12 protein-coding genes and 1 riboswitch are annotated in these 13601 nt (G+C 70.2%); of the genes, 9 read left to right on the forward strand and 3 right to left on the reverse strand.

All coding sequences use genetic code 11. The features are described 5' to 3' along the window. Positions 1-114: 114 nt before the first annotated feature. Positions 115-960, forward strand: a complete 846-nt coding sequence (locus tag WG921_RS16670; RefSeq protein WP_340110392.1) for a TonB family protein — start codon at positions 115-117, stop codon at positions 958-960. A 9-nt stretch (positions 961-969) separates the two neighbouring features. Here the strand turns inward: WG921_RS16670 and secG are convergent, their stop codons facing one another. After that, positions 970-1329 (reverse strand): preprotein translocase subunit SecG, encoded by a 360-nt coding sequence (gene secG / locus WG921_RS16675; protein ID WP_340110393.1) that lies wholly within the window; start codon positions 1327-1329, stop codon positions 970-972. Between the two features lie 221 nt (positions 1330-1550). On the opposite strand from secG, the gene WG921_RS16680 reads away from it, so the two are divergent. Further along, positions 1551-1910 (forward strand): Rieske (2Fe-2S) protein, encoded by a 360-nt coding sequence (locus WG921_RS16680; protein ID WP_340110394.1) that lies wholly within the window; start codon positions 1551-1553, stop codon positions 1908-1910. A 45-nt stretch (positions 1911-1955) separates the two neighbouring features. Here the strand turns inward: WG921_RS16680 and WG921_RS16685 are convergent, their stop codons facing one another. Together WG921_RS16685 and WG921_RS16690 are read right to left on the reverse strand one after the other, a co-directional pair. Continuing rightward, on the reverse strand, positions 1956-2846 hold the full coding sequence (locus WG921_RS16685) for an NAD(P)-dependent oxidoreductase (protein ID WP_340110395.1): 891 nt from the start codon (positions 2844-2846) through the stop codon (positions 1956-1958). Positions 2847-2948: 102 nt separating this feature from the next. Beyond that, positions 2949-4043: a mandelate racemase/muconate lactonizing enzyme family protein gene (locus tag WG921_RS16690; RefSeq protein ID WP_340110396.1), complete on the reverse strand. Its 1095-nt coding sequence runs from the start codon at positions 4041-4043 to the stop codon at positions 2949-2951. A gap of 290 nt (positions 4044-4333) precedes the next feature. Here WG921_RS16690 and WG921_RS16695 point away from each other — a divergent pair, with 290 nt between their 5' ends. From WG921_RS16695 to WG921_RS16725, 7 genes are all read left to right on the forward strand, one after another. Then, positions 4334-5542: an acetyl-CoA C-acetyltransferase gene (locus tag WG921_RS16695; protein WP_340110397.1), complete on the forward strand. Its 1209-nt coding sequence runs from the start codon at positions 4334-4336 to the stop codon at positions 5540-5542. Between the two features lie 3 nt (positions 5543-5545). After that, the gene (locus tag WG921_RS16700) at positions 5546-7690 is read left to right on the forward strand and encodes a 3-hydroxyacyl-CoA dehydrogenase NAD-binding domain-containing protein (protein ID WP_340110398.1); all 2145 of its coding nucleotides are present in this window, start codon (positions 5546-5548) and stop codon (positions 7688-7690) included. Positions 7691-7812: 122 nt separating this feature from the next. Beyond that, entirely contained in the window at positions 7813-8649 is an 837-nt protein-coding gene (locus tag WG921_RS16705) for a protein-methionine-sulfoxide reductase heme-binding subunit MsrQ (RefSeq protein ID WP_340110399.1), read from the forward strand. Between the two features lie 64 nt (positions 8650-8713). Next, positions 8714-8928, forward strand: a riboswitch (cobalamin riboswitch). Positions 8929-9059: 131 nt separating this feature from the next. Next, a complete protein-coding gene (locus WG921_RS16710; protein WP_340110400.1) occupies positions 9060-11003 on the forward strand; it encodes a TonB-dependent receptor plug domain-containing protein in 1944 nt (647 codons plus the stop codon). Beyond that, complete coding sequence (locus WG921_RS16715; protein WP_340110401.1) at positions 11000-11848, forward strand: ABC transporter substrate-binding protein; 849 nt, start codon at positions 11000-11002, stop codon at positions 11846-11848. Before WG921_RS16710 ends, WG921_RS16715 begins: the two co-directional genes overlap by 4 nt. Next, positions 11845-12831 (forward strand): FecCD family ABC transporter permease, encoded by a 987-nt coding sequence (locus tag WG921_RS16720; protein WP_340110402.1) that lies wholly within the window; start codon positions 11845-11847, stop codon positions 12829-12831. Before WG921_RS16715 ends, WG921_RS16720 begins: the two co-directional genes overlap by 4 nt. Further along, positions 12828-13598, forward strand: a complete 771-nt coding sequence (locus tag WG921_RS16725; RefSeq protein WP_340110403.1) for an ABC transporter ATP-binding protein — start codon at positions 12828-12830, stop codon at positions 13596-13598. The genes WG921_RS16720 and WG921_RS16725 overlap by 4 nt, the downstream gene beginning before the upstream one ends. Positions 13599-13601: the final 3 nt, after the last annotated feature.

Here is a 13601-nt window from a genome sequence, read left to right on the forward strand (position 1 = left end):
CGGCCCGCTCCGGATCCGCGCGGACCGGCGCCTCGACGCGGCGCGGCTCGCGGCGCTTCTCGGGCGTCTCGCGGCGGCGGATGTCGGTCCGGTCGAGATCGTGACGGCGCCGCGATGAAGGGGCTGGCCGAAGCCGCGCTCTTTCTCGGCCTCGCGGCCATGCTCCACGCCGCCGCCTTCTGGGCCTGGCGAGGCGAAGGATCGCGCGCGGCGGGGCAGGGAGGCGAAGCGGCGCTCGTCGGCGTCGGGCCGGAGATGGCGGCGCTGATCGAAGCCTGGGAGCGCCCGCCGGAGACGCCGCCGCCGCCGCAGGCGCGCCCGCCGGCCGAGAGCGCGCCGGCGCCGCCTTCGCGCGCCGGGCTCGGGCCGGCGCCGGAGATCGCGCCGCGCGCGTCTTCGCCGCGGCGCGCGCCGCCGCCGCGGTCTGAGCCGCCGAGGCCGGAGATGGCGGCGGAGGCGGCGATGCGCCCGCCGATGGCGCGCCCGGCCCGAAAGCCTGCGCCGCTCGGAACCCGGACTAGGGCGCGCGCCGCGCCGTCAAACCCGCCCGGGGGCGCGCCGGACCCCTCGCCGGACACTGCGCCAGATCCCGGGCCGGACCCCGGGCCGAAGCATGTGGCGGACGATGCGGCGGCGGGCGGCGGCGAGGAGGCGCAGCCTTCCGACGACGGCGAGGCGGCGGCGCTCGCCAGGGCGTGGGGGGCCGCGATCCGGCGCGCGATCGAGGCCCGGCGGCGGGCGCCCGGGCTCATCCGGCGGACGCGGACCGCCGAGGTCGCGCTGAGGGTCGCGCGGAGCGGGGCGCTCCTCTCCTCGCAGATTCGGGAAAGTTCAGGCTCGGCCGCGCTGGATCGGGCGGCGCTGCGGGCGGTGTCGGCCGCGGCGCCTTATCCTCCGGCTCCGGGCGGGCTCGCGGGGGCGAGCTTCGACTTCACGCTGCCGATCGTGTTCAGGCGGTAGGAGCGCGCCTCAGTCGGCCGCCGGCGGCGTCGTCGGCCCGGAGGGAAGGTCCGGCAGCTTGAAGCCGCCGGTCGTCGGGGCCGCGTCGCCATCCGCCGCCGGCGCGCTGGACGGGACCGCGCCCTCGATCACCGAGCGGCCGCCGGTCGCGGTCGCGGCGATGACCGTGAGCGTGAGCGAGGTGATGATGAACGCGGTGGCGAGGATCCATGTGACTTTGGAGAGCGCCGTTCCGGCGCCCCGCGCGGAGACGAGCCCGCCGCCGCCGCCGCCCATGCCAAGCGCGCCCCCTTCGGAGCGTTGCAGCAGCACGACGACGATCAGGAACACCGCGAGCACGAGGTGGACGATCAGAATGATGTTTTCCATGGCGCAGGCTCCCTTGCGGGCCTCAACAGAACAGGCGGACGCGATAGCGCAGCCGCACGAGGATGTCGATAGCCCGTCCGCGCTTGCGGCGTTATCATGCGCCCGCGCCGCAGAACCGGCTGATGCGCTGGATTCGCTTTATTCTCTCGGCGCGAGAAATGTCTCGGGCGCTTTCCCATCGGGGGAGACGGCATGGGGGAGACAGGGGGGAGGCGACGCGAATGAGCGAGGCCTGGAGACTCTATGCGCACGCGCCGGCGCCGGGAACGCGGATCTGCGCGGCGGAGGAGGCGCCCGCCGCGGGGACGCGGTGTTTCGATCTCGACGGTTTTCCGATCCTTCTGGTGCGGGTCGAGGGGCGGATCATGGCGTATGTGAACGCCTGCCCGCATCATTTTCTGCCGTTGAACCACCGCGGCGAGCGCCTGCTGTCGGCGGATGGGACGGTGATCCGCTGCACCAATCACGGCGCCGGATTTCTCGCCGCGACCGGCGAAGGGGTCGAGGGGGCGGGAATAGGCGCGGCGCTCGACCGGATTCCGGTGGATCTGAACGAAAAAGGCGATGTGATCGTCGGCTGAGGCCCGCCTCCACGCGGGGCGCGGAGGCGGGCGGGGCGCGGCGGCTTATTTCGCCGCGTAGAGCTTCTCGAAGAATTCGAGCATTTCCGGGACGTTCCGGTCGCCATAGCCGTTGGCGACGCCGAGCGAGAGGGTCTGCTTGGCGTTGCTGGACATCAGGCTGACCGCGCCGGCGGCGTCGGCCATCTGCGCGTAATACCCGACGTCCTTGCGCGCGTTCTTCACCGCGAAGGAGAGTTTCGTGGGGTCGCCGTCGATCGCGTTCGCCTTGATGAAATCCATCATCCCGGAATGGTTGGGGCCGACGGACATCACCTGATAGAGCTTCTCGCGCGCGACGCCGGTGGCGTCGGCCATCGCGAAGGCCTCGGACATCGCCATCGCGGTGGTCATGGAGTAGAAATTGTTGATCAGCTTGATCTTGTGGCCGGTGCCGAGCGGGCCGAGATGGAACGCGGTCTCCGCGAGATCCTGCAGCGTGGGCTGCACTTTCGCGAAGGCGGCCTGATCGCCGGAGCACATCAGGATGATCATGCCGTCGCGCGCCTGCGCGGGGGTCCGCGAGATCGGGCTGTCGAGATAGGCGCCGCCGGCGGCCGCGACCTCCTCGCCGAGAGCGACGGTGCTGTCGGGGAGGGAGGTGCCGAAATCGATCACGGTCGCGCCCTTGCGGAGCCCGGCGATGACGCCCTCCGGCCCGCGCATCCGGCTCTCGACGGAGGCGGAGGTGTCCATGCAGAGCATGACGATATCGGAAGCTTCGGCGATCTCCTTCGCGGTTTTCACCTCTTTCGCGCCGCGCTTCACCGCCTTGTCGACCTCGGTGCGGCTGCGGTTGGCCATGACGGTGAGGGAATATCCCTTGTCGAGCAGGCGCTGGCACATGGCCCCGCCCATCAGCCCGAGACCGATGAAGCCGATTGCTGGTTTGGACATTGATGACTCCTTAGCTAACTGCGATTTGGGCGGCGCGAGGGCGCGTCGGCCGACGTCGCGACCGTGCGGTCACGGCCGGATGCGGGTCTTGACGACGATCTATCACGCCTTGCGGAGCGCTTCGAGGGCGGCCCAGTCGAAAGCGACGCCGTGGCCGGGCCGCTCGGGCGCGAGGGCGACGCCGTCGCGGATCTCCAGCGGGTGCGCGATGAACTCGTCGAGGCCGAATCCATGCGCCTCGAGATAGGAGGCGTTCGGCGCGGCCGCGAGGCAATGCACGGTGAAATCATGCGCGCCGTGCGACGTGACCGGAAGGCCGAACGCCTCCGCCAGTTTCGCGATCTTCATGAACACGGTCACGCCGCCGCAATTGGTGACGTCGGGCTCGGGGAAGCTGACGGCGCCGGCGGTGATGAAATTCCGGAAATCCTGGAGGGTGCGCAGGTTCTCGCCGTTCGCGACGGGGAGCCCGCCTTCGGAGAGGACGCGGGCGGCGCCGGCGATATCGTCCGGCTCCACCGGCTCCTCCAGCCAGTATGGATCGTAGGGAGCGAAGGCGCGGGCCGCGCGGATCGCCTGATCGGCCGTGTATTTCATGTTCGCATCGAGCATCAGCGGCGTTCCCTCGCCGAGGAAGGCGCGCATCGCGGCCACCTTGGCGACGTCCTCCGACAGGCGCTCGCGCCCGACCTTCATCTTGATGGCGCGAAAGCCCCGCGCGAGGTTTTTCTCGGTCTGCGCGATCAACGCATCCGCGTCGAGCATGAGGTCGATGCCGCCGGCGTAACATTTCACGGCCGGATCGAACCCGCCGAGATGGCGCCAGAGCGGCTGGCCGGCCTTGGTGGCGGCGAGGTCCCAGAGCGCGATATCGAACGCCGAGAGCGCGAGCACGGTCGGCCCGCCGCGGCCGCCGTAATGCGTCGCCCACCAGATCTTTTTCCAGAGATGCTCGATCCGGCCCGCCTCCTCGCCGCGCGCTATCTCCGCGATCTCGCGGTCGAGCACGTCATGGACGGCGCCGCCGTTTCGGCCGCAGGTGAAAGTGTAGCCGACGCCGGTCGCGCCGTCGCTGTCGGTGACGCGGGCGGTGATGATCTCGAATCCGCGCATCTCGCCATGCATGGAGTCGGTCAACGTCTCCTTCAGCGGGATGAGGTAGTGATCGGATTGAAGGCGTTCGATCTTTGCAGCCATGGCTCCCCCGGAGGAAGATGGTGGTGATTTGCGGCGCGCAGAGACGCGCAGAGAGAGGATGACGGCCCCGGCCGGCGACCGCAACGCGATAAAGGGCGGGAACCCGCGGAGGATCGCCAAATGTGCGATACGCGCCGGGGCGCGGGCATGGGGGGAGATCCTCGCGGTCGGGCGCTCCGGTCGCATGCCGAGCCCCGCAAGCGGACGTCCGCGCCGTCGGCCGCCCGGCGGGGGGCTTTCGCCCGGCGGCCGAGCGCATATAAATGAGTGAACCGCCGAAGGAGCCCCCGATGACCGAAGCCGCATATATCTATGACGCGATCCGCACGCCCCGCTCGAAAGGCAAGGCGGACGGGACGCTGCATGAAGTGAAGCCGATCACGCTCGTCACCACGCTGCTGACGGAGATGCAGGCGCGGCACGATCTCGACACCGGCCGGGTGGACGACGTGATGCTCGGCTGCGTCGCGCCGCATATGGAGCAGGGCGCGGTTCTGCCGAAGATCGCGTTGCAGAAGGCGGGCTGGGACGAAAGCGTGCCGGGCGCGCAGGTGAACCGGTTCTGCGCGTCGGGCCTCGACACGTTCAACACCGCCGCCGCGAAGATCGCGAGCGGATGGGAGGATCTGGTCTGCGCCGGCGGGTTCGAATCGATGTCGCGGGTTCCGATCGGCTCCGATGGCGGCCCGTTCGCCGAGGACCCCGAAACCGCGATCGCGACCGGGTTCGCGCCGCAGGGAATCGGCGCCGACCTGATCGCCACCATCGAGGGCTGGAGCCGGGACGATGTCGACGCCTTCGCGATGGAGAGCCAGAAGCGCGCGGCGCACGCCCGCGATTCCGGCTGGTTCGACCGCTCCGTGGTGCCGGTTCGGGACGAGAACGGGATCGCGATCCTCGAGCGGGACGATTTCATCAAGCCGGACACCGACATGCAGAAGCTCGGCGCGCTGAAGCCCAGCTTCGCGAAGCCGGGCGCGCTGGGCTTCGATGCGATCGCGCTGGCGAAATACCCGGAGGTGGAGCGGATCAATCATGTCCACACACCGGGGAACTCCAGCGGCATCGTCGACGGCGCCTCGCTGATCCTGGTCGGCAACGCGCAGGCGGGGAAGGATCTCGGCCTCACGCCGCGCGGGCGGGTTCTTTCCATCGCGCTGACCGGGACCGAGCCGACGATCATGCTGACGGGGCCCGGCCCGGCCTCGAGGAAGGCGCTGGCGAAGGCCGGGCTGACGCTGGACGATATCGACCTCGTGGAGATCAACGAAGCCTTCGCCTCCGTCGCGCTGCGGCTGCAGAAGGATCTGAACGTCCCGGACGAGAAGCTGAACGTGGTCGGAGGCGCCATCGCGATGGGCCATCCGCTCGGCGCGACGGGCGGCTGCCTCGTCTCCACCATGCTCGACGAGCTGGAGCGGCGGAACCTGAAGCGCGCGCTGATCTGCATGTGCGTCGGCGGCGGCATGGGCGTCGCCTCGATCATCGAGAGGATCTGAGCGATGGGCGCTGAGAGCGAGGATATCCGCTACGAGAAGGACGCGGACGGGATCGTCACCCTGACGCTGGACATGGCGGGCCAGTCCGCCAACACGATGAATGCGCGCTATGTGCCGGCGATGGACCGGGTTCTGGCGCGGCTTCGGGCCGAAGAAGGGCTGACCGGCGTGGTCTTCGCCTCGGCCAAGAAGACCTTCTTCGCGGGCGGGGATCTGAACATTCTCGGCTCGATGACCAGGGCGGACGCGGAGACGCTGCGCTATGTCGAGGAGAACAAACGGCCCTATCGGGAGATCGAGAAACTGCCGGTTCCCGTCGTCGCGGCGATCAACGGCGCGGCGCTCGGCGGCGGCTATGAGCTTTGCCTCGCCTGCAATCGCCGGATCGTCGTGGACGACGCGAAAGCCGTGGTCGGCCTGCCCGAGGTCACGCTCGGCCTGCTGCCGGGCGCGGGTGGGGTGGTGCGGCTGACGGCGCTGCTCGGGCTCGAGCGGGCGCTGCCGCTGCTTCTGGAGGGAAAGGCGCATGGGCCGGCGAAGGCGCTGAAGCTCGGCCTCGTCGATGAGATCGTCGCCGAGCGCGCCGATCTGATCCCGGCGGCGAAAGCCTGGATCAAGGCCAATCCGGGCGCGCATCAGCAACCCTGGGACGCGAAGGGATTCGTCTATCCCGGCGGCGGCGCGACCAGCCCCAACGTCCGACTGGCGGCGCAGGTGGCGCCGGCGATGCTGGTGAAGAAGACCCGCGGCCTCTCGCCCGCGCCGGAGAAGATTCTGGATATCGCGGTCAACTCGATGCGGATGGCGTTCGACGCCGCGCTCCGCGTCGAAAGCCGCGGGCTGGTCGCGCTGATGATGACGCCGGAATGCAAGGCGGCGATCCAGACGTTCTTCTTCGGCATGCAGGCGATGAAGGCCGGCAAGGCCCGGCCCGAAGGCGAGGTCTGGGCTCCGAAATCCATCGCCATTCTCGGCGCGGGGATGATGGGGGCGGGCATCGCGTGGGCGAACGCCTCGGCGGGGCTGCGCACCGCGCTGAAGGACGTGGACCTCGACGCGGCGTCAAAAGGGAAGGCGTATTCCGCCGGCCTCGCCGACAAGCGGATCGCGCGCGGCGCGATGGACGCGGACGGCAAGGCGGCGCTGCTCGCCCGGATCCGGCCGACGGCGGATGACGCCGATCTGGACGGCGCCGACCTGATCATCGAGGCGGTGTTCGAGGATGTCGCGCTGAAGGAGACGGTGATCGCGGCGACCTTCGGCCGGCTCGGCGAGGGCGGGGTCTACGCCTCCAACACCTCGACCCTGCCGATCAGCCTGCTGGCGGAAAGCTGCCCCGAGCCCGCCCGCTTCATCGGGCTCCATTTCTTCTCGCCGGTCGAGAAGATGAAGGTGGTCGAGATCATCCTCGGCGAGAAGACCACGGAGGCGACGCTCCGCAAGGGCTACGATTATGTCCGGCGGATCGGCTACATGCCGATCGTGGTGCGGGATTCGCGCGGGTTCTTCACCTCGCGCGTGTTCGGGACCTATCTCGACGAGGGGCAGGCGCTCCTGATCGACGGGATGAGCCCGGCGGCGATCGAGCGGGCGGCGTGGCGCGCCGGCATGCCGATCGGCCCGCTGGCGGTGCATGACGAAGTGTCGATGGTGCTGTCGAAAAAGGTGCATGACACGCATCTCGCGCTCGATGAGCGGCTGGGGGTCGAAAACGGCTTTCCGGCGGACGCCTCTCACACCGCAGCGGTCGCGCACCGGATGGTGGAGATGGGCCGGGGCGGGCGGAAATACGGCGGCGGCTTCTATGACTATCCGCCGGAGGGCGGCAAGACGCTCTGGCCGGGGCTGGCGGAGTTCGCAACCGGAAACCGCGGCGTCACGATGAAGGAGGCGGAGGACCGGCTGATCTACCGGCAGGTGGTCGAAACGCTCCGGTGCCTCGACGAAGGGGTCTTGCGGACCGAGTTCGAAGCCAATCTCGGCGGCATCTTCGCCATCGGCTTTCCGGCCCATACCGGCGGCGCGATCCAGTTCGTCCGCGGAATCGGGATCGAGGCGTTCAAGGCCCGCGCGGCGGAGCTGGCCGAGACCTATGGCGAGAGATTCAAGGTGAAACCCTCGGCGCTGGAGCGGCTCCGCGCGGCCTAGGCGGGGCCGGGTGCGCGCGCCTGGCGTGCAAACGATGTCGTGAGCCGGGGCGCAAATCGTCGCCGCGCGCTTAATATCCGGATATCCGGCGGCGACGGGCCCGGCTGGCGAGGTGGCGACAGATGGACAGGACGTATCTGCCCTGGATGGATCGCGCGGGGCGCTTCTCCCGGCTTCGGGCGGCGGTGTTCGCGGCGATGGCGGCGCCGGCGTGCTGGATCCTGTTCGCGCTGGCGACGGATCGGCTCGGCGCGGAGCCGTTCGACGCGGTGACGCATCTCACCGGAATCTGGACGCTGTGGTTTCTGCTCGCGGCGCTGGCGGTCACGCCGCTCAGGCGGCTCCTCGGCTGGGGGCGGCTGATCGGCGTGCGCCGGCTGATCGGGCTGGGCGCGTTCGCCTACGCGGCCGGGCATTTCAGCCTCTACATTCTTTCCCAGAACGGCGATCTCGCGAAGGTGGCGTCGGAGATCGCGGCGCGGATCTATCTCGCGGTCGGGTTCGTCACGCTGCTCGGGCTCGGCGCGCTCGCCGCCACATCGTTCGACCGGGCGATCCGGCGCATGGGGGCCGGATGGCGGCGGCTGCACCGGCTGGCCTATCCGCTGACGGCGCTCGGCGTTCTTCATTTCTTCATGCAGGCGAAGATCGACGTCGCGGCGCCGTCGCTGCTTTTCGGGATCTGGGCCGGGCTGATGCTGCACCGCGCGTTCGCCCGATCCGGGGCGCCCGCCGCGCTGCTCGTCGTCGGCGCCGCCATCGCGGGCGGCGCGGCGACGGCGGGGAGCGAATATCTCTGGCATCTGACGATGAGCGGGCTTCCGGCGGGGCGGATCTTCGCGGCGAATTTTGATTTCAGCTATGAAATTCGCCCGCTCTGGTGGGCGATGGCGATCCTCGCGGCGCCCCTGCCGCTTCTCGCGCCGAAATGGATCCGCCCGGCGCTGGCGCGCTCGTAAGGGGCGCGTTGGAGGCGCGGCCGTTTCGCCGCGCCCGGCGTCTTGCCCCCGGCGGAAGGTTAACGTAGTTTTCACGCGTTCTGGTCCGGGCCGAAAATCGCCCGGGTAAAAGGGAATCCGGTGCGCGGGGGGATACGCCCTCGCCAAGCCGGAGCTGCCCCCGCAACTGTAAGCGGCGAGCGCGGTCGGAGAATGTCACTGGGGCGATCCTCGCCTTGGGAAGACCCGGCCAAGCGACGACCCGTGAGCCAGGAGACCTGCCGGAATGCTCACCCGGTCCGGGCGCGGGGCGCGTCATGGGCGGCGGATTTTCCGTAGCGGTGACGACCCACCGTCTGCGGAAGGTCATCATCTTCCGAAGGCATATGCGCCAGATGGGGCCGGGAGGCCCCGCCCGCGGGAGACCGGACATGAAACGAATCGTATATCTTATCGGCGCGATCGGCGCCGCCGCATCGCCCCTCCATGCAGAGGAGGGGGGCGTGATCGAGCTCGACGAGATCATCATCTCCGGCGGATTGACGCCGGCCCCCGCGCCGGCGTTCGGCCGGGCCGTCACGGTGGTGACGGGAGAGGAGATCGAGCGGCGCAACTTGCTCTACGCGGTCGACGCGCTGCGCGGGATTCCGGGCGTCGCGGTCAACCAGACAGGGGGCGCCGGCGGGGTGGCCGTGGTGCGGATCCGCGGCGCGGAGAGTAAGCACACGCAGGTTTTCATCGATGGGGTGAAGGCGTCCTCGCCCGATAATCTCGCCTATGATTTCAGCGGGTTGCTGGCGGCGGATATCGAGCGGATCGAAGTGCTGCGGGGGCCGCAATCGGCGCTTTTCGGCGCCAATGCGCTCGGCGGCGTGATCTCGATCATAACCAAGCGCGCCCGCACGCCCGGATTCTCGACCGAAGGCTCGGTGGAGGCCGGGAGCAACGCCTCCTGGGGCGGCGACGCGGCGGTCCGCTACCGGGGGGAGCGCCTTGGTCTCAGCCTCGCGGTCGCGCGTCAGTCGACGGATGGGTTCGATATCTCGGCGACTCCGGGCGGCGGCGATGACGGTTCGGACAATCTCACGCTCAACCTCTCGGGCGATCTGACGCTATCGGAGGCCGTGCGCGTCGGCGGGACGCTGCGCTATATCGACCGGAGCTCCGAATACGACCAGTTCAACTACGGCGCGGCGACCCGCGCCGACCTCGTGACCGATGCGGATCTCGAGGCGAAACGGCGCGAGATCTACGGCTCGGTCTTCGGCGAGGCGGACCTCTTCGACGGAAGGGTGGAGACGCGGCTGAACCTCGGGATCGTCGATCTTGACGACGACCAGTTCACAAACGGCGCGAAGACCACCGCGACCACGGCGGGGCGGCGCACCGGGCGGCTTCAGGCGACCGTCGCGCTGGACGCGCCGACCGTCCGGGCGGCGGATCACACGCTCACCGGCGCGTTCGATTATGAGCGCGAGACCTATCGCAGCACCGATCCGGCGCTGGTCTTCGATCCGACTCAGCTCGACCGGCAGACGCGCGAGCAGTTGAGCGGCGCGCTGGAGTATCGGGGCGAGTTTTTCGACGCGTTCGATCTCCAGCTTGGCCTCCGGCACGACCGGAACGACAAGTTCAAGGATTTCACCACCTGGAGCGTCTCCGGCTCCTGGCGCTTGCCGAACGAGTCCACGCGGCTCCATGGCTCGCTCGGCACCGGGGCGCAGAACCCGTCGCTGATCGAGCAGTTCGGATTTTTCCCGGGCAGCTTCGTCGGCAATCCGGCGCTGAAGCCGGAAGAGAGCTTCGGCTGGGATATCGGGGTCGAGCAGAGCTTCATGGACGGGCGCGGGCTGATCGACGTCACCTATTTTCAGGATCGGGTGAAGAACGAGATCACATCGGTCTTCGACCCGACGACTTTCCTTTCAACCTCGGTGAACGCCCCCGGCAAGAGCCGACGGCGCGGAATCGAGATCGAGGCGAGCTATCGGCCGGTCGATGCGCTTTCGCTGGGGCTCACCTATACATGGCTCGATGCGGAGGATTCATCGGGCGCGGTGGAGCTTCGCCGCCCGAAACATGATCTCGGGCTGGAGGCCTCTTACCTCTTCGCGGATGATCGGGCCCGACTCACGCTGAATCTGAACCATGTGGCGGGGCTGCGCGACGGCGACTTCACCGCGCCCATCGTCGCCGGGAGCCAGGTGAAGCTGGATGATTATACGCTGGTCGGCGTCTCCGGCTCCTACCGGATCACCGATCAGGTGGAGCTGACCGGGCGCGTGAGCAACATTTTCAATACGGACTATGAGGAGCTTGACGGCTACGCGACCGAAGGGCGCGCGGCCTTCATCGGGCTTCGCGCGCGGTGGTGAGCGGGCGGCTCCCCGGCCGCCTGGCGCGGGCTTGGCTCGGTGTCGCGTTGATCGTCATCGGCGCCGCGGCCCGGGCGGGCGACGGGGAGCCGCCGCGCCGGGTCGTGTCCGTCAACCTCTGCACGGATGAACTGGCGATGCTGCTGGCGGCGCCGGGGCAGCTCGTCTCCGTCTCGCATATCGCATGGGACCCGCTCAGCAACCCGATGGCCGCGGCGGCGCGGGCGTATCCCGCCAATTTCGGGCGGGCGGAGGAGATCTGGCTTCTGGAGCCGGATCTGGTGCTGGCGGGGGAGTTCACCGCGCCGCCGGTCGTCGCGATGTTGCGCAGGCTCGGGGTCGAGGTGCGCCGCTTTCCCCTGGCGACGACGGGGGCGGAGATCGTCTCCAACCTGCGGCGGATGGGAGAGGCGCTGGGCCGGGAGGCGGCGGCGGAGACGGCGATCGCGGTGTTCGAGGCCCGGCTCGCGGCCTTGCCGGAGCTCGACGGCCCGCGCCCGCGCGCCGCGATCTATCAGGCGAACGGCTGGACCGTGGGCGGCGCGAGCCTTGGCGGGTGGATTCTCGCGACGGCGGGGCTCGCCAATGTCGCGGCCGAATTCGGGATCGAGCGTGGCGGCGCGCTTCCGCTTGAGGCGCTGGTGATGGCGGCGCCCGATCTCATCATCACCGGCGCGCGCTATCCGGGCGCGTCGGAGGCCGAGGCGGTCCCGCGCCATCCCGCGCTGAAGGGGATCCCGAGCGTCCGGGCGGTGGATGCGGACTGGGTCTGCGGCGGGCCGCATGCGCTTGACGCGGTGGAGGCGATGGCGGCGGCGCGGCTCCGGCTGGGCCGGCGCGGGTGAGCCGGGGCGCGCTCATCGGGCTTCTGGCGCTTCTCGCCGCGCTTTTTCTCGCCTCGCTCCTGATCGGGCCGGCGGGCGTCGGGCCGGGGGCGTCGCTTCGCGCGCTTCTGCTTGGCGGCGACGGGCCGCTGCCGCTGGTGATGTGGGAGATCCGCCTGCCGCGCGCGCTTCTCGGCGCGATGATCGGCGCGAGCCTCGGGCTCTCGGGGGCGGCCTTGCAGGGATATCTGCGCAATCCGCTGGCGGAGCCGGGGCTGATCGGGGTCTCGGGCGGCGCCGCGCTTGGCGCGGTGATCTCGCTCCAGACCGGGCTCGCCCTCGCGGTCCCGCTGGCGCTGCCGGCGGCGGCGCTCCTCGGCGCGCTCGGCTCGGTCGCGCTTATTCTGGGGCTGGCGGGGGCGCGGGGCTCGTCGCTCTCGCTGATCCTCGCCGGGGTCGCGATCAGCGCGCTGGCCGGGGCGTTGACGGCGCTGGTTCTCAACCTCTCCCCAAACCCCTTCGCAGCGAGCGAGATCGTGTTCTGGATGATGGGCTCGCTCGCGGATCGCTCCTTCGCGCATGTCGCGGTCGCCGCGCCGTTCATGGCGCTCGGTTGTCTCCTGATCGCGCCTTTGGGGCGGGGGCTGGAGGCGCTGACGCTGGGAGAGGATGCGGCGGCGGCGATGGGCGTGCGGCTGGGGCGGCTGCGGGTGATGCTGGTGCTCGGCGTCGCCGCCGCGGTCGGCGCGTCGGTGGCGGTGGCGGGCGCGATCGGGTTCGTCGGGCTCGTGGCGCCGCATCTGATGCGCCCGCTGGTCGGGGCGCGCCCGGCGCCGCTTCTGCTCGCCTCGGCGCTCTGCGGCGCGGCGCTGACGCTCGGCGCGGACATCGCGGTGCGGCTGGTGTTGCCGGAGCGGGATCTGAAGCTCGGGGTGATGATGGCGCTGGTCGGGGCGCCGTTCTTTCTCCATCTCGTGTTCCGGATGCGGGGGGCGTTCCGGTGACGTTGCTGCGGCTTCGGGATCTCACGGTCCTGCGCGGGGAGCGCCGGGTGGTGGACGCGGTGACGCTCGACATCGGGGCGGGCGAATGCGTGGGGCTGATCGGGCCGAACGGCGCCGGCAAGACCACGCTGATGCGCGCCGCGCTCGGGCTGGAGCGGCATCGCGGCGAAAGCGGCCTCGCGGCGCTGGCGCCGGCGGCGCTGGCGCGCGCCGCCGCGTTCCTGCCGCAGGCGCGGGAGATCGCCTGGCCGCTGACGGTGGAGGCGCTGGTTGCGCTCGGCCGGATCCCGCATTTGCCGCCCGGCGCGCGGCTCAGGCCCGAAGATGCCGCGGTGGTCGATCGCGCGATCGGCCGGCTTGGCCTTCAGGGCTTTCGGGGCCGCCTCTCGACGGAGCTTTCGGGCGGCGAGCAGGCGCGGGTTCTGATCGCCCGCGCCCTGGCGCAGGAGACGCCGCTCCTGATCGCGGACGAGCCGACGGCGGGGCTCGATCCCGCCCATCAGATCGCGGCGATGCGGGTTTTTTCCGATTTGGCGGCGGAGGGACGCTCGGCGCTGGTCTCGCTCCACGATCTCGGCCTCGCGCTTCGCTGGTGCACGCGGCTGGTGATGATGGACCGCGGCCGCGTCGTCGCGGACGGGGCGCCGCGCGACGTGCTGACGCCGACGCTGCTTCGCGAGGTCTTCGGCGTCGCCGCCTGGATCGCGGAGACGCCGCTCGGCCCGGTTCTGCAGCCGATGGAGCTGCGGGGCTCGCCGCCGGGCTGACCC

The organism is Paludibacillus litoralis (genome assembly GCF_037646705.1).
In the GTDB taxonomy this organism is placed as follows: domain Bacteria; phylum Pseudomonadota; class Alphaproteobacteria; order Rhodobacterales; family Rhodobacteraceae; genus Pikeienuella; species Pikeienuella litoralis.

Coding starts and splice junctions, on each gene's coding strand:
- WG921_RS16690 (WP_340110396.1), bottom strand. CDS start 4,043: ATGGCTGCAAAGATCGAACGCCTTCAATCCGATCACTACCTCATCCCG.
- WG921_RS16710 (WP_340110400.1), top strand. CDS start 9,060: ATGAAACGAATCGTATATCTTATCGGCGCGATCGGCGCCGCCGCATCG.
- secG (WP_340110393.1), bottom strand. CDS start 1,329: ATGGAAAACATCATTCTGATCGTCCACCTCGTGCTCGCGGTGTTCCTG.
- WG921_RS16680 (WP_340110394.1), top strand. CDS start 1,551: ATGAGCGAGGCCTGGAGACTCTATGCGCACGCGCCGGCGCCGGGAACG.
- WG921_RS16670 (WP_340110392.1), top strand. CDS start 115: ATGAAGGGGCTGGCCGAAGCCGCGCTCTTTCTCGGCCTCGCGGCCATG.
- WG921_RS16685 (WP_340110395.1), bottom strand. CDS start 2,846: ATGTCCAAACCAGCAATCGGCTTCATCGGTCTCGGGCTGATGGGCGGG.
- WG921_RS16695 (WP_340110397.1), top strand. CDS start 4,334: ATGACCGAAGCCGCATATATCTATGACGCGATCCGCACGCCCCGCTCG.
- WG921_RS16700 (WP_340110398.1), top strand. CDS start 5,546: ATGGGCGCTGAGAGCGAGGATATCCGCTACGAGAAGGACGCGGACGGG.
- WG921_RS16705 (WP_340110399.1), top strand. CDS start 7,813: ATGGACAGGACGTATCTGCCCTGGATGGATCGCGCGGGGCGCTTCTCC.